Raw genomic sequence first — 21,155 nt, forward strand, 5'->3', positions numbered from 1 at the left:
GCAGACTCTACATTAAGGTGAGGGATTTCGCGGGGGGCAGGTCAGCAGCCATCTACACCACTTAGCAGCAAGGTCGGCTCTGGGCTGCAACTGCCTGAACTGATCGGTTACTGGGGGCGTCTTGGCGCTGGAGCTCCGCACGTCACAGAAAGTTGCTCCGATATCCGGACGTATGGAAAGGAGTGGTGCTTTGTTTGAAGGCTGGGTGGTCGCACGGGCAGAAATCGGGCCGGATGTGCCTTGTAGGTGCTGTACCAAGGGCATCGCTCAGCGCTGAGCTCCCTTCGCCTCTTCGTTCGCCGCTCGGCCACTTTCGACCGCGGTTCGCGGAGATGGAGAGCTAAGGGATCGACTGCCAGCCCCTGATCGAACAGGCCAAAGGCCCTATCGAGAAACGCAACGGATACCCAGAAATGCGTTTCGCGCCAATGCGCGGACAACCATCCGGCGCTCGGCCGCTCTGGCCGGCTGTCACCGTCTGAAGCCCGGGGCATAAATCCCGTCGATCCAGAGCGCACCGTCCCGCTGGACGGTCGGAACAGGCGTTAACTGCTGGCCGATGCAGGGCCCGACCTCGCAAATCCCGTTTTCGATCCGGAACAGTGCGCCATGTGCGGCGCACATGATACGGCTGCGGTCACCGTTGAGGAATTCGTCCTTCTTCCAGGCCATGCGCGCCCGGTCGTAATGCGGGCAAAGATTGCGCCAGGCGTGAATGCTGTCGCCCTTTCGGATGACGAACATCGTGTCCCGGCCTTCGTTCAGGGGGTCGAAGCCGACAGACCGGCCTTCGGGCAGGTCGGCAATCCTGCACAAGGGCTCTGTCACCTCGCGCGCGTCGAACCGGCGCATGGATGCGGTCACTCCGGCTTGGCTCCCTTGCCTGGCGGCGGACCGCCGGGGGCCCATTTCTCGACATTCTCGAACAGGAACATCTGGGCCTGTTCCGGCCCCATCGGGCCTTCGCGATGGATCCAGTCACCGTCATGAAGATCCATGTCGGCATCGTATTCCACATGCGTGCCGAGCGGCGAATTGAAGTACCAGAACCAGTTCGATCCGAACTTGTGGCGCCCCGGTCCCCAGAAGCTTTCATAGCCCTTCTTGACCATCCGCGACCCGGCCAGCATTAGCTCGGTCGGGCCCTGCATATGGAAAGCCAGGTGTTCCAGCCCCTGCATGTAGGGAGGTGTCTGGATCATGAAGAGGACGTGGTGATCGTGGTTGGCCTGCGGGCGAAGGAACGGTCCGGTATTGGTGAACTTGTCGGTGATCACGAAGTTCAGCCGGTCGATGTAGAAATTGGCCATCTTGTCCATGTCCGGGACGAAATAGACGATATGGCTCAGCGTGCGGGGCCTGGCCTCGGCGTATTCGTTCGCGCCAATTTCGTTCATCTCGCGACCGGGTTCGGCACCGGGTGAATTGATCATCTCGGCCGGGAGGGACAATGCACGGCGGCGCGTCAGCTGGAAGGCAATCTCGAAATCGCAATCGTCCTTGGTCAGAAGAACGCCGTCCTCTGTCCTGGTCACGCTACGGTCTTTCGACAGTTCGGCCTCGATCGCATCGAGCGTCGCCTGATCCTTCACGCCCCAGACGGTCCGACGCAGCATGCTTGCCGTTGGCAGAGGCGGCGGGAGGCTTTCGTCATCGCGCGCCCGCAGGGTGATCGCGGTGCCGTCCAGCGCCTCGAACGTATCACCTCCGATGTCGGTCAGCCCGTAATCGGCCAGGAAATCCCGGCTTGCTTCCAGGTTGTCGACGCCGAAGATCAATTCGTCGGGTCCGATTATTTGCATGGGTGTGCCCTCCTCCTGGCCCCGCCCGAGCGGGGATCCGGATGGAGCATAGGCAGCGGCCACGTATTCCAAAAATGGGAAGTCTGGATGCTTTGCATTCACATGGTGAATGCGCCAGACTGCCATGCAGCCCCTGTTGGCATCCGGGGGCGCCATTGGGAGGGGAAAGGATGCGGTTCAAACAACTTGATCTGAATTTGCTGGTCGCGCTGGACAACCTGCTGGCCCTGCAATCGGTCAGCGCTGCCGCAGAGCGCATGAACATGAGCCAGTCGGCGATGAGCAACGCGCTGACCCGGCTGCGGACCTATTTCGACGATCAGCTTTTGGTACAGGTCGGCCGCCGGATGGAGCTGACGCCGCGCGCCGTGTCGATGCAGGCGCCGGTGCGGGACATCCTTGTCAGGATCGAGGCGACGATCGACACGGCGCCCGAGTTCGATCCGCTGGGCGCGGATCGCGAGTTCAGCATCCTGTTGTCGGATTATTCGCTGACTGTCCTGATGCCACGCGTCTTTGCGCTGGCGCATGAAATCGGAGCAAATGTCCGGTTCCGACTGGTGCCGCAAACGGCGCATCCCTACCAGCTGCTGGAAAAGGGGGAGGCGGACATCCTGATCGCGCCGGAATCTTACGTGTCTGAGGATCATCCCTACGAACGGCTGTATATCGACGAATATGTCTGCGTCGTCTGGTCGGAAAGCCCTCTGGCCGGACAGCCAATCACTCGCGACGCCTTTGCCAAGGCAGGCCACGCGATCATGGTGCCGCCGAATTCGGCCGGGTCGCTCGAGGCCGAGATGCTGGCGCGTCTGGGGTTCGAGAGGCGGGTCGAGGTGCGGTCCTTTTCCTTTTCGACGCTGCCGTTCCTTGTCGTCGGCACGAACCGGATCGCGACAGTGCACCGGCAGGTCGCGGACATGGCGGCACAGCATCTACCGCTGGATATTCAGCCCTTGCCCTTCCCGGCAGACCCGCTGGTTCAGACGATGCAATGGCACAGCTACCGGGATGCAGACCCGGGCATCAGTTGGCTGCGGGAGCTGATCCTCGAGGCGGCCAAAGGGCTGAAACCTATTGATCCAGAGAATATACCGGATCGGTAAGTTCCATTTCTCAAATACCATAGGGCCTCGTAGGTTTTCCGAACCATCGGGAGGGGAGGCCTGCAATGGATTTGAAGTCTGTACTCGTCATCGGCGGCGGAATCGGCGGGTTGACCGCCGCGATCGCACTGCGCCGCAAGGGCTATCCAGTCGAGATCGTCGAGAAGGACCCGGAATGGTCGGTCTACGGCGTCGGCATCATCCAGCAGTTCAACGTCATCCGTGCCATGGCCTCGCTGGAACTGATCGATGCCTACCTGGAAAAGGCATTCGGCTTTGACCGGACCGTCCTGCATGGAGGTCCGGGTGGCCAGCAAGTGGCCGACTTCAATACCCCGCGCCTCGCCGGCGACGCTTATCCCTCGAACGCCGGGATCCGGCGCACCGATCTGCAGCAGGTTCTGGCGGATCGCGCAAAACAGCTGGGCGTCACCCTGCGGCTTGGAACGACAGTGATCGGCCTTGAGGATGACGGGACAGGGGTCGACGTCACCCTGTCCGACGGCACCACGGCCCGGCATGACATCGTGATCGGGGCTGACGGTGTGTTTTCCCGCACCCGCGGCCAGATCCTGCCCGAAGCGCCGCAGCCGCGTTATACGGGGCAATGGGTCTGGCGGTACAACCTTGTCCAGCCACCCGAGATGGAGGGGATCCAGATCTTCGCAGGTCCGGTCAATGCCGGTTTCGTGCCGCTGGGCCAGGACCTGATGTACATGTTCCTGCTGAGCCAGGAAGACGAGGGATTCAAGCTGGCCCAGGATGGTGCGGCAAAGGCGATGCGGAACCGGATTGGTTCGCTCGCACCGCCGCAGGTCAAGGCCATCGCGGACCAGATCACCGACGATGCCGCCGTCATCGCCCGGCCACTTGAGGTGATCTTTCTCGACGGCGCCTGGCATCGCGGCCGTGTCGTCCTGATCGGCGATGCCATCCACGCGTCCACCCCACATCTTGCGCAGGGGGCCGGCATGGCAATCGAGGATGCGATCGTCCTGGCCGAAGAGCTATCCCGTCATACAACCCCCGAGGCCGCCTTTACCGCCTACCGCACCCGTCGGTTCGACCGTGCGAAGTTCATTGCCGACAACTCTGTCCTCATAGGGGACAGCCAGATGGGCAAGGCCGACCCCGTCGATGTCGGAGAGCTTAATCGCAAGACAATGGGGCTGATGGCGCAGCCCATCTGACCCGACCACAAAGCAGGAGACGCCCCGCCCATGGCGATGTTCGATTACTTCCCCAACTATGTCTGGAACCTGTCCGTGTCGATCGCCATGGCGAGCGGCGCCGAGCTGGGCGAGATCATGGACATGTGCCAGCCGCTGCTGGAAAAGGCTCAGAAGGGCGAGGATGCCGGCACGGGCGACTTCATGAAGGCCTGGCTGGCCGTCGCCGACAAGCTGGTGGACCTGGCCGCGGAGGATGCGGAACAGCAGCGGCTACTGTCCGCCGGACCCAAGCTGCAGCGCGCCGCTTTGTACTACCTGACCGCGGAACGGATGCAGGGCCATGGTCATCCGGGCCGCGATGCGACCTATCAGAAGGGCCTCGATGCCTTCGCGCGCGGCACCCGCTATTCAAAGGACAATGTCGCGCGGTTCGAAGTTCCCTACGGCGACAAGACGATTCCGGTTCTCTACACCCGCGCCGAAGGTGTAGACGGCCCCGCGCCCGCGGTGGTCTACCTGAACGGTCTCGATAGCTGCAAGGAGCTTCTTTATTGGTCGCGTCTGCCGCAGGAGCTGGCCAAGCGGGGGATCTCGACCCTTTGCGTGGATCAGCCGGGCACCGGGGAAAGCCTGCGTAAGCAAGGGATGCCGGCCACCTGGAAATCCGAGGACTGGGGCACGCCGGTTTTCGACTGGCTGGCCGCCCGCGACGATGTCGATGGCGAAAGGATCGGGATCACCGGGATTTCTCTGGGTGGGTTCTATGCGCCCCGCGTCTGTGCCTTTGAACCGCGCTTTGCCTCCGGTGCCGTCTGGGGCGCCAACCACAACTGGGCCGAGGTTCAGCAGCGCCGTCTCAAGCGCGAGGGGGAAAACCCCGTGCCGCATTACTGGAACCACGTCCAGTGGGTTTTTGGCGCGACGGACATGGACGATTTCTTCGAGAAATCCGCTGGCATGCACCTCAACGGGGTGATGGATAAGATCAAGGTGCCGTTCCTCGTCACCCACGGCGCGAATGACCGGCAGATCAGTGTCGATTACGCCCATCAGAGCTATGACCAGCTGACCAACGCGCCCCGGCGTGAACTGAAGATCTTTACCGAGCGCGAAGGCGGGGTCGAACATGTGGGCGCGGACAACATGTCCTTCGGTCGGTCCTACATCGCCGACTGGTTTGCTGAAACGCTTGGCGGGCGGCTGGCCTGATGCCCAAGGGGAGTACAGAGCCCGCGCGGCGCTGGTTCCTGGGACCGTACCAAGACTGAACCCGACGGAGGAGACGAATGAAACTTGCCACCCTGGCTGATGGATCACCTGACGGGCGCCTGCACGTCGTCTCGCGCGATCATGTACGTTGCGCGCCTGCGAAGGCCGCCGCGACCATGCAGGCCCTGTTGGATGACTGGGAGGCGCTGGCCCCCGCCCTCGCCGTCGAATACGAGGCCGTCAATGCCGGCGCTGGTGCGAGTTTCGATCCCGCACAAGCCCTGGCCCCGCTGCCGCGCGCGTGGCAGTGGCTGGACGGGTCGGCCTATGACAGCCATGGCGCGTTGATGGAAAAGGTCTTTGGCATCGACCCGCTGCCGACCTGGCCACCGCTGATCTACCAGGGACTCTCGGACCGGTTCCACGCGCCGATGGCGGATGTCCCGTTCCCCTCGGAAGAGGATTTCATCGACTTCGAAGGCGAGTTCGGGATCATCACCGACCGGGTGCCCATGGGAACGGGGGCCGAGGCCGCACGTGACCACATTCGCCTGCTGGTGCAGATCAACGACTGGTCGCTGCGCAAGCTTGCACCACGCGAGATGAAGACGGGCTTCGGCTGGTTGCAATGCAAGCCCGCCTGTTCCGCCGCGCCGGTCGCGGTGACGCCGGACGAGTTGGGCGAGGCATGGCGGGACGCGCGGATCGACCTTCCGCTGCAGGTCGATTGGAACGGCGACCGTTTCGGTGCGGCCAATGGCTACCAGATGTCGGCTGGTTTCGATCAGCTGATCGCCCATGCCGCCTATTCGCGAGACCTGGTTGCGGGCACGATCATCGGCTCCGGTACGGTGTCGAACGACACCTATCGCGCGGTCGGTTCGTCCTGCATTGCCGAGCGGCGCGGCATTGAGATCCTCGATCATGGCGAACCCCGTACCGGCTTCATGGCGTTCGGCGATACCGTCCGGATGGAAGCAAGGGCCGCCGACGGGACACCCCTTTTCGGTGCGATCGACCAGAAGGTGGTGAAGGGCTGAAAGTCTCCGCGGCAGACGGGAGTATTGACCCGATGAAGCCCAAACATTGCCCGCATTCATTCGACCCAAGACGCGGCGGCCGGTAGCCTGCCGCCCAACAAATGCCGAAGGGAGGAGACCCTCGTGAGCAGACGTATCATCGACCTGTCCGTCGTCCTGACAGACCGGGTGGCCAGCGATCCGCCGGGCCTCGGCCCCCGCCTGACCTATGTCGGTCATGACGTGGGCGCGCAGGATTTCGAGAAGATCTTTGGCATGCCCGTCGACAAGCAGCTGGAGCAGAAGGGCGCGGCCATCGAGAAGGCCGAGATCACGACCCATAACGGCACCCACATGGACGCGCCCTGGCAATACCACCCGACCATGAATGGCGGCGAACGCGCGATGACAATCGACGAAGTGCCGTTGGAATGGTGCATGGGGCCGGGGGTGAAACTGGATTTCCGCGATGTCCCGGACGGGCACGTCGTGACCCCCGGTGAGGTCGAGGCAGAGCTGGCCCGGATCGGCCATGACCTGGCCCCCGGCGATATCGTCCTTGTGAATACCCGGGCCGGGTCGCGCTATGGAGAGGACGATTACGTCGCCTCGGGCTGTGGTATGGGACGCGAGGCGACGCTGTGGCTGACAGACCGCGGCATGCGCGTCTGCGGCACCGATGCCTGGAGCTGGGATCCCCCGCTGGCCAGCCAGATGGAGAGAATCCGGGAAACCGGCAACTGGTCGCTCTTCTGGGAGGGCCACAAGGCCGGAGCCGAAACGATCTATTGTCACATGGAAAAGCTGGCGAACCTCGAGACGCTGCCTTCGACGGGGTTCGAAGTGATCTGCTTTCCGGTGAAGGTCGAAAAGGGGTCGGCCGGATGGTGCCGCCCGGTGGCCATCGTGAATGAACGATAGTCTGCACAAGGCACCTTCCGGTGCCGCTACGCCCCGCCGCCGCGACTCGGCAGAGGTGGCCAGCGCGTGGCTGTCCGCCCTGGCCGTTGCAGGAATGCTCTGCGGTGCCATGGTCATCGTTGTGGACGTTTTGCTGCGATGGCTTGCGGGCAGCGCGGTCGTCGCCCTGAACGAAGTGATGGCGCAGGTCTTTGCCATGGCCGTGGCGCTGACCCTGCCGGCCGGCGCGGTTCGGCGCGTGAACCTGAAGGTCGACTTGCTTGCCGGGCAATTCGGGCCGGGCCTGTCGCGTGTCCTGGCTGTGGCGGGATCGGGGCTGCTGGCGCTCTTCTTCGGGCTGCTTGCCTGGAAGACCTGGGGTCTGGCAATCAAGTACCATGCGCAGGGGCGGGAAACCCTGCTGCTGCAATGGCCGCTGGCCCCGACCTATTTCGTGATCGCCATCGCGGCGGCCGCGGCATCGTTGGCGCAGGTCCGGAACGTCGTGCAAGACATTGCCGCGGGACCACCAGAGAACGTCACGCCACGGACCACGTTCGCGGGATGGCTGATCGCCGGGGCCTTCACGGCCGTCCTGACCACGACCATGGTTTGGGCGACGATGGATTTCGCGGGCTTGGCGTCATTGGCGCAAACCCAACCCGGCGCGTTCGTCCTGATGGCGTTCGGCTTCCTGTGGCTCGGTGTGTTCCTGCAGATCCCGCTGGCGCCGGTTTCGGGGTTGATCGGGCTGGGTGGCACGGCGCTCTTCATCGGATGGAGGTCCTCGGGCAACGTGCTGGCCACCGACGCGGGCGAGTTCCTGACCAACGCCCAAGTCGCGACGCTGCCGCTGTTCCTGATGATGGGCAGCTTTGCGGTCGCGGCTGGCATTTCGGACGACATCTACCGGCTGGCGCATGCACTGCTGGGGCGGGTGCGCGGCGGGCTGGCCTATGCCACGGTTGCGGGTTGTGCGGGGTTCGGCTCGGTCAGCGGGTCGTCCATCGCCACCGCCGCGACCTTTGGCCGGATAGCCCTGCCGCAGATGAAGGCTCGCGGTTATGCGCCCTCCTTCGCCAGCGGGACCGTCGCGGCAGGGGGCACCTTGGGAGCGCTGGTTCCACCGTCCGGCGCAATCATCCTCTTCGCCCTGCTCACCGAACAATCCATTGCCACGCTCTTCGTTGCGGCCATGGTGCCCGCCCTTTTGGCGCTGCTGCTCTATTTCGTCGTGATCTGGGTGGTCGTCCGGCGCAGCGACGTCCAGGACGCAGAGGCTGCATCCACGCCCCTTGGCCCGGCCCTGATCGGCGCCTTGCCGGTGGCCCTGTTGTTCGGCGCGGTCATCGGTGACCTCTACGGAGGTGTCTTTACCGCAACCGAAAGCGCGGCGGTCGGCGCGGTCGGGGCCTTTGTGCTTGCCGCGATGCGAGGCCGGTTGAACCGCCGAAGCTTCCTGTCTGTGATGTCGGAAACGACGCAGACCACGGCCCTGATCTATGGGCTGATCTTCGGCGCGCTGATCTTTTCCTTCTTCGTGAACATGGGGCAGGCACCGGACATGGTGGCCCGCTGGATCGCTGGGTTCGACGCGCGACCGGTTGTCATCCTGGCGTCGCTGGTCGTGTTCTACCTGCTGCTTGGATCGGTGATGGACAGTTTCGCGGTCATGGTGATCACCGTGCCTGTCGTCACCCCGATCGTCACCGGGTTGGGCTATGACATCTATTATTGGGGGGTGCTGATGCTCGTGGTGGTCGAGATCGGCCTGATCACGCCGCCTTTCGGGATCAACCTGTTCGTCTTGAAAAGCCTTCAGCCCGATGTCGGGCTGGGGCAGGTCATGCGGGGCGTGCTGCCCTTCGTGGCTGCAGACATCGTCAAGATCATCCTGCTGATCGGGTTTCCCGCTATAGCGCTGTGGCTGCCATCCACAACGCAATAGAGTTCGCGGACCTCAGGGCACGTGCAATTCCCTGAGGCTGAGCGACATCACCTCGGCATCCTTCAGGTAATCCTTGGTGATCAGCTTTTCCAAAAGCCTGGTGTTGTCGAAGATCTTGTCTCGCAGCCAGGCGACCGGTTTGGGCGCATTGTGGAACTGGTCACCCAGCTTGCGGGCAAATTCCACATGGTGGGTCACGTAGGCAACGCGTTCATCCTCGTATCGGGCGAAGGCCTGCGCAATGGCAGCCCGGTCCGACAGATCACGCCCGCCAAGTGCGCGGGCCAGGAAATACCCGTCTTCGATCGCCATACCCATACCGTAGGCGGCATAGGGAGAAACCGGATGCACCGCGTCGCCCAGACCGGCCATGCGCCCCTTGGTCCAATGGTCAAGCGAGGGGCGGTTGTAGATCTCCCAACGGAAGACTTGCGTGTCGAAATTCGTATGACCCGGGAAACGCGGCAATGGATCCGCGAAATGACTCAGCCGTTCGCGAAGGTGCGCTTCGGCATCGGCGGGCGGCACCGCATCGGGGCCGGATTTCTCGACGATCCACCATTCCCAGCCGGGCTTGCCATTGTGAAGCATCGGAAAATAGCTGGCCTGAACGTCACGGGCGTGAGTGATCGCCCCGGTGCTGCGGTCAAGACCGCCGAAATCCCCGCACCAGGCCAGCCAGACGCGCAATCCGACATGAAACAGCTGGGGATCGCCAAAGGCCTGTTCGGTGACCCTGGAGCGGATACCGTCGGCGGCGACGAGGATGTCTGCCTCGACCGGCGCTGCACCATCGAAATTCACCCGGACACCATCATCGGTTTCATCGTATCCAGTGACAGAGTGGTTGGGGACGATCACGCCGTCAGGCAGCAGGTCAAGCATCTTGGCAAAGGCTGTCGAGCGCAGCACGCCGTAATGCCAGCCCGGAATGCCGAGCGCCTCTTCAACGGATGCATTGAAGGGAAGGCGCGCGCGCGTATGGCCGCGGTTGTTGCGGAATTCCACGATGGTCTTGCTGCCGAAACTGGGGCCGACGTCGATGCCGTAGGACCGCATTACCGCCAGGACGGGGGTCGACAACAGCACGGCGCCGCCAAGTGGTTTCGGCTCGGGCGCGCGTTCATAGATGCGCACGTCGTATCCCTGCCGGATCATGGCCAGAGCTGCCGAGACGCCCCCGGGACCCGCGCCGGAAATCGCGACGCGCCGTCCTTTTCTCCAGGTCGCTTCGCTCATCAGGATGCGTCCTCGGATGCCTTGTCGAGTTCGGCCTTGAACATCTCGATCAACTCCGCGCCGCCTGGCACGGCATGCGAGAACCCGGCCAGCAGACCCGGCCAATGCCGCGCGGTCAACGTGTCGATCTGTTCGGGGGTCGCTTCGGTCAGGGTGTGGCCCTCTTGTGAGGTGACCATGGCCTTGGCTCCGGCTTCCCATTCGTCAATGAACTGGCCGAAGGCGCGTGTCCCCTCGCAGCCCGATTCCGCCTGGATCGCGGCTTGAGCGTCGTCCGACAGGCTGTTCCAGCGGTCCTTCGACATGAAGACCATGCCCATGGCGCCCCCAAGCGGGGCAACGAAATGATCGGTCGTAACCTCGTTCAGGCGAAAGCCCGGAAACGCGGTGAAGTTGAGGATCGTGCCGTCGGCAGCGCCGCGCTGAAGCGCTTCGTATTGTTCGGTTATGTTGAAAGACAGCGGCGCGCCGCCATGTTCGCCGACAATCGCGGCGGCGGCGGGGCTGGAGGTGATGATCTTGCGGCCCGCAATGTCATTCATGTCTGTCAGGTCGCCGCCGTTGACGTGCAGAGATGCCTGCGGGAATTCCACCAGCAGCAACGGCACGACGTCCGAGAAATCCTTGTCGAAGGCGCCGGCCTTGTACATGGCGCAAAGCGCGACAGAACCCTGTTCGGCGCTGTCGACCATGAAGGGCAAGGTGGCCACGAGGGTCGAGGGGAAGCGCCCGGGGTTGAACACGGTCATGCCCCAGCCGATCTGGGTGACGTCGTCGGCCACGCGATCATAGAAATTGGCATGATTGGCCAGCATCGGCCCGTGGCGGATGTCGATTTCGACGGCTCCGTTCGCCGCGGCATTGATCCGTTCGGCCCAGGGGACAAGGAAGCCCTGGTTGATCGGATGCTGCTCCGGGTTGGTTGTTGCAAAGATCAGAGTTTCAGCTTGCGGCATGGTCGGCAGACCGGCAAGCGCCGCGACCACAGCCACGACGGACGAGCGTAATTTCATTGTATCCTCCCTGGGTCTGGCAGCGTGACCGATGCCAGGTGACCCAAAGGCTATGAAACGCATAGGGCTGCGAAAAATTGAATGTCACCATGCAATGTATTTACGGGATGGATGCACCAAAACCCGATCGCAGCGTGTCAGATCAGATCCGAATACCACTGCTGTCGTCGAATTCGCCGCAAAATCAACACGCCTTGAGGCCAAAAAGCCATTCAATTACGGACAATTCTCCGCCCCCTTATCGATTGGCTTCGGGGGCTGACAATTCTGCCCAGTTTCAGCCCCAGAACCCAAAGAATTGGACCGTTTCGGGCATTTTGACGTAAGCAAGGTTGTCCCTGCGTCAAAGGTACGGCGCCGTAGGGAGGATTAGACAGACATTTCAGGCAGCGCCGCCCAGCCTTCTATACGGCGCGCGAATAGAAATTTCCGGAGGGCCGCGAATGACTTTCTTAGCTTTCTGTTTCCCCACCTTCATTTTGATTTCTGGGGTCGCAACAACGAAGCGAACCTCCAAGGCTGGCGGAAACACCCGGTATTTACGCAGCGGGGCGACGACTCAGTCTTTGACAGCGGCGGCCGGCACGATTTTGTCCAGCTGGGGAAGGCGACGACCGCATGGTCCTCGACGGGCTAACGGACAGGGCGCGGGCTCAAACCATATGACGGGGGACGCGGCCAAGACACATTCGAAATCCGCTTGTCCCTGGATGAGTGGCTGGCAATCCAGACCTCGCTGCGCGCCGACCTGAAAGCACTGTCACAACAGATCGATGCGGGGCGCGACCGAAGATGGTTCGAGTTCGACTCCCTGAACGTAAAGGTTCGCGAGTTCGAAGCCCTCCGCCTGGTTGTCGATGGCAAGGAAATCTCGTGGGAGGACTCTCCTGTCTCCGCAGTCAATGACAGGATCCGAGTGAGCGAAGACCGTGTCGCAAGGGGATCAGTTCTCGACAATGACGATCTCGGCGATCCGCTGGATGCAGTCACACTGATCTCTGGCCCATCACGCGGCGATCTGAAACTGCGGGACGACGGAACCTTCCGCTTCAAGGCGGCCGGTTCCTTCGACGAATTGGCCCTCGGCGAGGTCGCCAAAGAGGTCTTCAAGTACCGCGTGACCGATATCGACGGCGATAGCGACACGGCCAGGGGCAAAATCCGTATCGTCGGCAAGAACGACGCTCCTGTGATGGCCGCCGGTGAAATGTCGGCGATCGTCGACGAAGGCGGTCAACCGCTGGACCTGACGGCCCTTGGCAGCGATGTGGACAGCGACGACGACGGCGCCACGTTGATCTACACGATCACAGGCGCACCGGTCGAAGGTCAGGCCTGGCTGGACGGATCGAACCTGTATTTCGAGACCGAAGGCGATATGCAGGACCTTGCCCCGGGCGAAACGCGCGACGTTTTCGTGGAGGTCACGGCGACCGACCAGCATGGCGCAAGCGCGACCAGTACGATCACCGTCACAATCGAAGGGTCCGACCAAGCTCCGGTCGCGTCCAACAACCGCTTCACAGTCGCAGAGGACGAGGTCGGTACCTTTGACGTTCTTTCCAACGATACGATCATTGATTTCGGCGACACCTTCGAACTCGTCCGTGCTTGCGGTGCCCAGAATGGTAAGGTCGCCGTGGATATCGGTACAGTCCGGCGGGCGTTCGCGCCGGACTGTCTTGGGGGCGACACCAACCAGCCTGCAGGCCCGGCGCTGCGGGATGTCATGATCCCGGAGCGCCGCTTCTCGCCGCTTGGTTCGCCAGTGGGCTCGAACCAGTGGCGCCTTCATGGCTCACTGTCGTCAGTTCTTTCCCAGCAGGTCTTTCAGCACCACGTTGTACAGCATCGTGCCTGCCAGCGGCCGTTTGAGCTTGGCATTCTCATCCTCAGGCGCCTTCAGCCTGGACCCCTCGGACACTTCAATACCTCCATACTTGGCCCTCAATTTGTAGAACGTGGCGGTGCTCAGCCCGCGCCTGCGGTACACCTCAGCCGTCGGAAGCCCGGCCTCCTGTTCCTTGATCATCCTGATTATCTGCGCCTCGGTGAAACGGCTCTTTCGCATGTGTCTGCTCCTTCAGAGTTGGCGCAAACTCAACATCACGGTGACGGATTTCGCGGGGGGAAGGTCAACAGGTCCGTACTGGCAAGTTGGCGGCCAAAGCGGAGGCCGCGCATTGCGGTATGGTGTTACTGTCCATCGGAGAGGTTACACCCATTCAATGTTGTCACTTCAACCTTCTGAAGGTGGTGGCGAAGGAGCCGGGTTTACCTGCGCATTATCAATTCTTTAAGGCGCAAATCTTTGGAAACTTGTGCAGATTGAGGCCTTCGAGCGAAGAGTGCGAGAATTGGGCTCAACGCTCTCGACATAACCCGGGCATTTCAGCTCCGGATGGCGGCAAGGATCCGGTTTACCGCGTCCTTGAGACCGCGTTGCGGTGACTTCCCGTTGAACACGATATCGTGGATTTCTTCGCCCAACGTTCGCTCGATCAGGTTGAACTGCGGCACGGGCGGGCGGGCCCAGGTGACCAATTCGTTCTTGCGCGCCATTCGGTCCACCATGCTGACGATCGGCGATGATGCCAGGGCTTCGGGGTCGGCGCAGACGGAAAAACGCGGGGCAACGGGGAAGCCGTTCTTCACGTGTTCTTTCATGGCTTCTGGCGACACCATCCACGCGATGGCGTTGATGATCTGCTTCTGGCGAACCGGGTCGACATAGGAGGGGATCGTCAGGAGGAAGCCGCCGATTGGCGCCGAGACGCGTCGCATCCGGCGTGATGGCGGCGGCAGATAGGCGACGCGACGGGCCACGCGCGAGCTAAGTTCGTGTTCGAACCGCGCGGCTCGCATCGTCCAGCAATAGGCCAGGGCTGTCTGGCCGGACATGAAATGATGGATCCGCCGTTCCCAGTCCATTGTGGCAATATCGGGCGGCGACACCTCGGCCAGCTGCTTCATGTATTCGATCACCTCCAGCGCGTCCTCGGTGTCGATCTGGAGCTTCAACTCTTCGAACGTGTCGAAGCTCCAGCTCTCCTGATTGCGCAGCGGCATGTCGATGACAGTGGTGCGGCAGGCGGCGAGGAAGAACATGAACGAATTGGCGATCGGCATGCCGCGCTGTCCGTTCCAGGCGATGCCGTAGAATTCGTTTGCCGGATCGTGGAATTCCCGGGCGGCAGCGATTGTTTCGTCGAAGGTCTTGGGGAACGCGATCTCCCGTTGCTCGAACAGGTCCTTGCGGGCGGCGAGGATCTCGATCGTGCAATAGAGCGGGATGCCGTATTGCTTGCCCTTCCAGTTTCCGGTGCCCCAGACGGAGGGGTGGAAATCCAGCGGGTTGATCGCCGCATCCGACAAAAGGTGGTCGAGCGGGGCCAGCTCTCCGCGCTCGGCGAATTCGCCGAGCCAGGGCATGTTCATCGCCACCACGTCATAGCGGGGTGACATTTCCGAGAACGTCCGGCGGGCGTTGGCGTAGAGATCGGGCAGACGCTGGAGGTCGAAGCTGCTCCGCTTGCCGAAGTCATTGCGGAAGTCCGACCACATGTTCCGCATCGCGATGAAATAGTTGTCATCGTTCAGCAGGAACTTGATGTCGCTGAGGTTCAGGCCCGAAATGTCCTCGCCCCGCACCGGAGAAATGATCTGCGAAGCAAAATAGCTGCCGCCGAAATAATACTCGCTGGTCTCGGACCCTTTGCGCAGGCCGAAGGTCTTGGCCATGTGGCCTTTGACGTGGCTGGCGTAGCTCATGAAGGAGTTCAGCAGCGTGTCCGACGGTTCAAGGAAGTGTGTCTTCAGGCCGTTGCCACGTGGGACCTGCCGGATCAGACCGTCCTCGATCATCTTCTGGATCATGCGGTTGCCGGTGCTGTAGGGCACGTCGGCCAGGCTGATAAGGCCCGACTTGTCGATCGGGCTGACACGTAGGTGGGCATCCACCAGTTCCAGCGTGATGTTCAGATAGACGTCCGGTTTCGCGCCCGGCATCTGCACGTCAAAGGGGGCACGGAGCCGACGAAGGAAGTCGACGATCCGGGATAATTCGTGGCTTGTCAGTTCCGCGTCCTGAGGCTGCATCGCATCATGATGCTGCCCGGCGTCACCTACCTTGTCGACAATTTTTCCTGCCATTTCACCAATGCGAAGAAATCTTCGTCCTGCATACCTGCATTCGATGCGCTTCTGTAGAGTTCGAGAATCAGCCCCGTGGTCATCAACGGCACATTGTTGCGCCTGGCCGCCTCACTGATCAGGGTGAAATCCTTGATCATCTGCGACACCGTGAAGGCCGGCGTGTAGTCGCCGGATACCACAGTGTCCTGCTTGTACTTCAATAGCGGCGATGCGACGGCGCTTTCGCAGATCACCTCCATCATGTCGGACCGGCTCAGACCGCCGCTCGCGCCGATCGACAGGGCTTCGGACAGGATTGCCGAGGAGGCGCCGACCAGTGTGTTGAGCACGAGCTTCATGTAGCGCGCTTCCTCACCTTCGCCCAGGTAAAACTGGCGCGCGGAAAGCTTCTCGATGTAGGGCAGGGCTTCGTCCCAACCGGAGCGGTCACCCGAGGCCAGAACCGTCAGCGCGGCTTTCTCTGCAAGGTCCGTACTGCCCGACAAGGGCGCACGCACATACCGGATGCCGGCCCGGTTCAGCCTTTGCGCGACCAGTTCGGAGCATTCCGGTGAAACGGTGCTCATTTCGACAAGAACGGATCCGGTGGGCATCGTGTCAGCCAGGCCGGGCGCCTGCGGGTCGGATTGCCTGAGGACGACGTCGACCAGTGCCTGGTCGTTCGGCAGTGTCGCAAAGACAACCGATGCCGCGGAAAAATCGAAAAGAGAGTCGGCGGCCTGCGCGCCGAGCGAGGTCAACCTGTCCCGGCTGGCGGAATCGGGCTCTGAAATCATGACGGGAATATCGGCCTGCAAAAGGTTCCGGGCCATCGGCCCCCCCATTTTTCCAGTGCCGATCCAGCCGACATTGGGCTCTTCGGGCGATACTTTGTGTGTCTGGCTCATCCGAGAAATCTCCGCCTGCGTTTAAAGGACAGCTTAGGGTGCCGATCTGGAGGAAGCTGGGCGAATTTTTCCGAAGTGGAGATTTTTGATCTGCGGCATCCGGATCGGTTTGTTACGAATCGTCCCAACCAGAGTGGTGATCCCGGGGCCGTGCCAAGGCCCGCCTGTCGAAGATCACCTGTTTTGGAAGGGAGGATATTGTTTTGAAAGCTGTTCGTTTTCACGGGGCCAAGGACATTCGCGTCGAGCAGGTCGAGGAGCCGTCGGACACCCTGGCGCCCGACGATGTGTTGATCGAGCCGATCATCACGGGGATATGCGGCACTGACCTGCACGAGTATATCGCTGGTCCGATCGTCACGCCCGCCGAGCCGCATGTCTATACCGGGGCGACCAACCCGCAGATCCTGGGCCACGAGTTTTCCGCGAAGGTGCTGAAGGTCGGCGATGCGGTATCGGATGTGGCGGCGGGCGATCGCATCTCGGTCCAGCCGCTGGTTGCGCCGCGCAACGACTATTACGGCAAGCGGGGCCTTTATCATCTGTCGCCGCAATTGGGCTGCATCGGGCTCAGCTGGGCCTGGGGCGGCATGGGCGAGAAGGCAGTCGTCAAGGACTACAATGCCCAGCCCGTGCCGGACGGGATCACGGATGAACAGGCCGCGATGATCGAGCCGGCCGCGGTGGCGCTTTATGGCGTGGATCGCGGTGGTGTCGAGGCCGGATCGACCGTACTGGTCTCCGGCGCAGGACCGATCGGAGCGCTGACGGTTCTATCGGCGCATGCCGCGGGGGCCAGCACCGTGATCGTGTCAGAGCCCAATCCGAACCGTCGTCGCATCATTCAGGACATTGAGCCCTATGCCACGGTGGTCGATCCCAAAGCCGACGACCTGGCGCAGGTGATCGGCGATCTGACGGAAGAGGGCGTCGGCGTCGACGTCGCGCTGGAATGCGTCGGGCTGGAGGCGTCCTTGAATGCCTGCGCCGAAGCCGTGCGCCGTCAAGGCAAGGTGGTACAGGTCGGCCTGCACATGAAGCCCGCCGCGATCGACGCAATGCTGTGGGCGCTCAAGGACATTACCGTCGAAGCGACCTGGTGCTACCCGACCCAGATCTGGCCGCGCATCGCCCGCATGGTCGCCGCCGGGAACTTCCCGATCGAAAAGGTTATCACCGCCCGCATCGCGGCCGAAGACGTCGTCGACAAGGGGTTCGAGGCGCTTCTCGACCCGGCCGGCGAGCATCTGAAAATCATGGTCACCACCTGACCGAACCAAGATACGAAAGCGAAAGCTTATGGCTGAAAAGAATATTGCGCTGATCGTCGGGGCCACGGGCCTGTCTGGCAGCTACACGGCGCGGGAACTCAAGTCGCATGGATGGACGGTGGTGACCGTCTCGCGGTCCGACGTGGACCTGGAATGGTCCGATCGTCACATCGCGGCCGACCTGACCGACGCGGAATCGAGCGCGGAGGCGCTGAAGGCCGCGCAGGATGTCACCCACGTCTTCTACTGCACCTGGTCCCGCCAGGCGAACGAGGAAGAGAACGTCCGGGTGAACGGCCTGATGGCCCGCAACCTGTTCGAGGGCATCGCAGGCGCGCCTGTCAAACATGCCGCGTTGGTGACGGGGCTGAAGCATTACCTCGGGTCCTTCGACGATTATGCAAAGGTCACGCCCTACACGCCCTTCCTTGAAAGCAGCCCGCGCCTGCCGGGGCCGAATTTCTACTACGCGCAGGAAGACGTCCTGTTCGAGATGGCCGAGAAATACGGGTTCAACTGGTCGGTGCACCGCCCGCACACGATGATCGGCTTCACTGTCGGCAATTACATGAACATGGCGGTGACGCTGGCCGTCTATGCCTCGATCTGCAAGCATACCGGGCAGAAGTTCCTCTACCCCGGCTCGCCCGAGCAGTACAACGCCGTCACTGACGTGACCGACGCACGGCTGCTGGCCAAGCAGTTCCACTGGGCCGCGACCACGCCCGAAGCCGCCAACATGCCGTTCAACACGGCAAACGGCGATGTCTTCCGCTGGACCTGGCTGTGGCAGCAGATCGCGGATTATTTCGGCGTCGAGGTCGCGGAGTATCCCGGCCACCCAACCCCGCTCGAAGAGCAGATGAAGGATGCCGATGGCGTCTGGAAGGAAATCGTCGTCCAGCACGGGTTGCAGGACATCCCGGTGACCAAGCTGGCGTCGTGGTGGCACAGCGACGCCGATCTGGGGCGCGAACTGGAATGCTTCACCGACATGACGAACAGCCGGAAGCTGGGCTTCACGGCCTACCAGTCGACTCGCGACAGCTTCACCGACGTGTTCGACGAATTGCGCGCACGCAAGATCATTCCGGCCTGAGGAGGACCAGATGCATTACGTGATCCATTGCCTCGACCACGACGGCGCCGTCGACAAGCGACTGGCGAATTACGACGACCACAAGGCGTACCTGGCGTCGGCCCCGGTCAAGACCGTCATTTCGGGCCCGCTTCTGGCGGATGACGAGGAAACGATGATCGGCAGCTGTTTCGTGCTGGAAGCCGATAGCATGGCCGAGGTCGAGGACTTCAACCGCAACGATCCCTTTGCCAAGGTCGGGCTGTGGAAGACCGTTTCGATCCGGCCGTTCTCCAAGCGCGTGGACAACCGCTGATGTCGGGGCCGGTCAAAATCGCCCTCGTGGGGCTGGGCTGGTGGGGGCAGAAGATGCTCTCTGTCCTGGAGGCGGCACCGGAGGACATCAAGGTTGTCCGCGCGGTGGAACCGAACGCGGATGGCGTGCGCGACCTGTGCGACGCCAAGGGGGTCACCCTGTCGACGGAGTATGCCGACGCGCTGAAGGATCCGGAGGTCGAGGCGGTCGTGCTGGCGACGCCGCATTCGATGCACACCGCCCAGATCGCCGCGGCGGTGAAAGCGGGAAAGCATATCTTCTGCGAAAAGCCGCTGGCGCTGACCGCCGAGGAGGCCGCACGTTCCGTCGCACTCTGCGCTGATGCCGGGCTGGTGCTGGGCATGGGTCATGAACGCCGGTTCGAACCGCCGGTCGCGGACATGCTGGCCAAGGCCGACAGCGGCGCACTGGGCCGCATCCACCAGATTGAGGCCAACTTCAGCCATGACAAGTTCGTCACCATCGACCGCGACAACTGGCGCGTGAAGGCGACGGAGGCCCCGGCTGGCGGCATGACCGCGACCGGCATTCACCTTCTCGACCTGTCGGTCCGTCTGCTGGGGCGCGCGGAAAGCGTGCTCTGCATCTGTGAACAATTGTCGTCCGACCTCCCGCAGGGCGACACGGTCGCTGCCTACGTGAAATTCGCGGGCGGCGGCACGTCTTACGTCTCGGCCTCGCTGGCCAACCCGTTCATGTCCCGCTTCACGGTCTACGGATCGAAGGGATGGATCGATATCCGCGACAAGGCGCATGTCGAGGCGCCGGACGGTTGGGTTGTCACCAGCGCGATGGCCGGCGGCCCGATCGAAACGCTCGAAATCGGCAAGGCCGAGCCGGTCAAGGACAACCTTGTCGCATTTGCCCGCGCCGTGCGCGGAGCAGAGGCCTATCCGATCACCGGCGATCACCTGGTGAACAATATCGCGCTGCTCGAAGCGGTCTTCAAATCGTCGCGCAGTGGCCAGATCGAAACGGTGGCCCAGCCCGCCCTGGAAAAAGTGGAAGCCTGACATGAAAGCCCTGATCTTCGATGAACCGAACAAGCCTGTCGTCACGCAGGTCCAGACGCCCGGGATCACCGACAACGAAGTCCTGATCCAATCGCGGCGCGTGGGCATCTGCCATTCGGATTACGAGCTGCTGGCGGGCCAGTACATCATACCGATCTCCTATCCGGTCACACCGGGCCATGAATGGGTGGGCGAGGTCGTCGAGGTCGGCAAGAACGTCAAGGGCCTCAAACGCGGCGACCGGGTGGTCGGCGAATGCGTCATCAACACGCCCGAACGGATCCATCACTTCGGGTTTTCGATGGATGGCGCGGATCGCGAGTTTTTTGCCGCCCGGCCTGAATGGCTGCACAAGCTGCCCGATGCCGTGGACGACACCAAGGGCGCACTGATCGAACCCTTTACCTGTGGCTATTACGCCGTGCTGCGGAACGGCGGCGTCTGCGCCGCTGACACGGTCGTCGTGTCAGGTGGCGGGACCATCGGTCTGGTGTCGGCGGCGGCTGCGATCGGCATGGGCGCGCGGGTCATCGTGGTCGATCCGGTGCCGCTGCGCCGCGATATCGCGATGCAGCTGGGTGCGGATGCGACGGTCGATCCCATGGACGGCGACCCGGTCGAGGCGATCAAGGAAATGACCAAGGGCGGTGCCGACCTGGTCGTGGAATGCGCGGGGCATGCCTCTTCGCTGGCCAATGTCTTCGAATACGCCCGGGAAGAGGGGGACGTTTCCATGGTCGGCATCAATATCGGCCAGAAGATAAACGTCGACCTGGGCAAGATCCAGATCAAGAACCTCAACGTGAAGGGCTGTATCGGATCGCCCGGCGTCTGGCCGGCGGCGATCCGGTTCCTGGAACGCACGGGGCTCGATCTGTCGCCGATCCAGACCCACAGCTACGGCATCGACGAGGCCCTGACCGCGCTCGACCTCGGCAAGTCGCCGGACAAGGCCGTCAAGGTCACCCTGGAAATCAGCTGAGTTCATTGGGCAAGGGGAGGAGAC

Annotated in this window: 17 protein-coding genes and 2 pseudogenes; 12 read left to right on the forward strand and 7 right to left on the reverse strand. The window is 62.4% G+C overall.

Annotated elements, in window-relative coordinates; all coding sequences use genetic code 11:
- Window positions 1-471: 471 nt before the first annotated feature.
- Window positions 472-864: a Rieske (2Fe-2S) protein gene (locus tag ATO9_RS18990; protein WP_238318812.1), complete on the reverse strand. Its 393-nt coding sequence runs from the start codon at window positions 862-864 to the stop codon at window positions 472-474.
- Window positions 861-1,802 (reverse strand): VOC family protein, encoded by a 942-nt coding sequence (locus ATO9_RS18995; RefSeq protein WP_043753171.1) that lies wholly within the window; start codon window positions 1,800-1,802, stop codon window positions 861-863. The genes ATO9_RS18990 and ATO9_RS18995 overlap by 4 nt, the downstream gene beginning before the upstream one ends.
- A 170-nt stretch (window positions 1,803-1,972) precedes the next feature.
- Between ATO9_RS18995 and ATO9_RS19000 the strand changes: the two genes are divergently transcribed.
- The 6 genes from ATO9_RS19000 (at window position 1,973) to ATO9_RS19025 (ending at window position 9,156) form a co-directional block, all read left to right on the forward strand.
- A complete protein-coding gene (locus tag ATO9_RS19000; RefSeq protein WP_043753173.1) occupies window positions 1,973-2,908 on the forward strand; it encodes a LysR family transcriptional regulator in 936 nt (311 codons plus the stop codon).
- 65 nt (window positions 2,909-2,973) lie between these two features.
- On the forward strand, window positions 2,974-4,098 hold the full coding sequence (locus ATO9_RS19005) for an FAD-dependent oxidoreductase (protein WP_043753175.1): 1,125 nt from the start codon (window positions 2,974-2,976) through the stop codon (window positions 4,096-4,098).
- 30 nt (window positions 4,099-4,128) lie between these two features.
- Complete coding sequence (locus tag ATO9_RS19010) at window positions 4,129-5,289, forward strand: alpha/beta hydrolase family protein (protein WP_043753177.1); 1,161 nt, start codon at window positions 4,129-4,131, stop codon at window positions 5,287-5,289.
- Between the two features lie 77 nt (window positions 5,290-5,366).
- Complete coding sequence (locus ATO9_RS19015; protein WP_043753178.1) at window positions 5,367-6,329, forward strand: fumarylacetoacetate hydrolase family protein; 963 nt, start codon at window positions 5,367-5,369, stop codon at window positions 6,327-6,329.
- A gap of 123 nt (window positions 6,330-6,452) precedes the next feature.
- Window positions 6,453-7,229: a cyclase family protein gene (locus ATO9_RS19020; protein WP_043753180.1), complete on the forward strand. Its 777-nt coding sequence runs from the start codon at window positions 6,453-6,455 to the stop codon at window positions 7,227-7,229.
- Entirely contained in the window at window positions 7,219-9,156 is a 1,938-nt protein-coding gene (locus ATO9_RS19025; protein WP_081979671.1) for a TRAP transporter large permease, read from the forward strand. Before ATO9_RS19020 ends, ATO9_RS19025 begins: the two co-directional genes overlap by 11 nt.
- Window positions 9,157-9,168: 12 nt before the next feature.
- Here the strand turns inward: ATO9_RS19025 and ATO9_RS19030 are convergent, their stop codons facing one another.
- Window positions 9,169-10,395 (reverse strand): FAD-dependent oxidoreductase, encoded by a 1,227-nt coding sequence (locus ATO9_RS19030; protein WP_043753181.1) that lies wholly within the window; start codon window positions 10,393-10,395, stop codon window positions 9,169-9,171.
- Window positions 10,395-11,408, reverse strand: a complete 1,014-nt coding sequence (locus ATO9_RS19035; protein ID WP_043753183.1) for a TRAP transporter substrate-binding protein — start codon at window positions 11,406-11,408, stop codon at window positions 10,395-10,397. Before ATO9_RS19035 ends, ATO9_RS19030 begins: the two co-directional genes overlap by 1 nt.
- A gap of 700 nt (window positions 11,409-12,108) precedes the next feature.
- On the opposite strand from ATO9_RS19035, the pseudogene ATO9_RS24500 reads away from it, so the two are divergent.
- Window positions 12,109-12,993, forward strand: a pseudogene (locus ATO9_RS24500) (Ig-like domain-containing protein); the annotation flags it as partial.
- A gap of 45 nt (window positions 12,994-13,038) precedes the next feature.
- Here the strand turns inward: ATO9_RS24500 and ATO9_RS24395 are convergent.
- The 3 genes and pseudogenes from ATO9_RS24395 to ATO9_RS19050 form a co-directional block, all read right to left on the reverse strand.
- Window positions 13,039-13,479, reverse strand: a pseudogene (locus tag ATO9_RS24395) (transposase); the annotation flags it as partial.
- Window positions 13,480-13,799: 320 nt separating this feature from the next.
- Window positions 13,800-15,560: an extracellular solute-binding protein gene (locus ATO9_RS19045; RefSeq protein WP_043753187.1), complete on the reverse strand. Its 1,761-nt coding sequence runs from the start codon at window positions 15,558-15,560 to the stop codon at window positions 13,800-13,802.
- Window positions 15,533-16,450: an NAD(P)-dependent oxidoreductase gene (locus tag ATO9_RS19050; RefSeq protein WP_081979673.1), complete on the reverse strand. Its 918-nt coding sequence runs from the start codon at window positions 16,448-16,450 to the stop codon at window positions 15,533-15,535. Before ATO9_RS19050 ends, ATO9_RS19045 begins: the two co-directional genes overlap by 28 nt.
- A 203-nt stretch (window positions 16,451-16,653) precedes the next feature.
- Here ATO9_RS19050 and ATO9_RS19055 point away from each other — a divergent pair, with 203 nt between their 5' ends.
- Genes ATO9_RS19055 through ATO9_RS19075 form a run of 5 tightly spaced genes read left to right on the forward strand, consistent with a single transcriptional unit; the run spans window position 16,654 to window position 21,131 of the window.
- Window positions 16,654-17,721 carry a 2,3-butanediol dehydrogenase gene (locus ATO9_RS19055; protein ID WP_043753189.1) on the forward strand — a complete coding sequence of 356 codons (1,068 nt, stop codon included), beginning with the start codon at window positions 16,654-16,656 and terminating at the stop codon, window positions 17,719-17,721.
- A 28-nt stretch (window positions 17,722-17,749) separates the two neighbouring features.
- Complete coding sequence (locus ATO9_RS19060) at window positions 17,750-18,820, forward strand: SDR family oxidoreductase (RefSeq protein ID WP_043753191.1); 1,071 nt, start codon at window positions 17,750-17,752, stop codon at window positions 18,818-18,820.
- 10 nt (window positions 18,821-18,830) lie between these two features.
- Window positions 18,831-19,115, forward strand: coding sequence for a YciI family protein (locus ATO9_RS19065; RefSeq protein ID WP_043753194.1), 285 nt, complete (start codon window positions 18,831-18,833; stop codon window positions 19,113-19,115).
- On the forward strand, window positions 19,115-20,149 hold the full coding sequence (locus ATO9_RS19070) for a Gfo/Idh/MocA family protein (protein WP_043753196.1): 1,035 nt from the start codon (window positions 19,115-19,117) through the stop codon (window positions 20,147-20,149). The genes ATO9_RS19065 and ATO9_RS19070 overlap by 1 nt, the downstream gene beginning before the upstream one ends.
- A 1-nt stretch (window position 20,150) precedes the next feature.
- Window positions 20,151-21,131 carry a zinc-dependent alcohol dehydrogenase gene (locus ATO9_RS19075; protein ID WP_043753198.1) on the forward strand — a complete coding sequence of 327 codons (981 nt, stop codon included), beginning with the start codon at window positions 20,151-20,153 and terminating at the stop codon, window positions 21,129-21,131.
- Window positions 21,132-21,155: the final 24 nt, after the last annotated feature.

This window comes from Pseudooceanicola atlanticus (assembly GCF_000768315.1).
Classification (GTDB): Bacteria; Pseudomonadota; Alphaproteobacteria; order Rhodobacterales; family Rhodobacteraceae; genus Pseudooceanicola; species Pseudooceanicola atlanticus.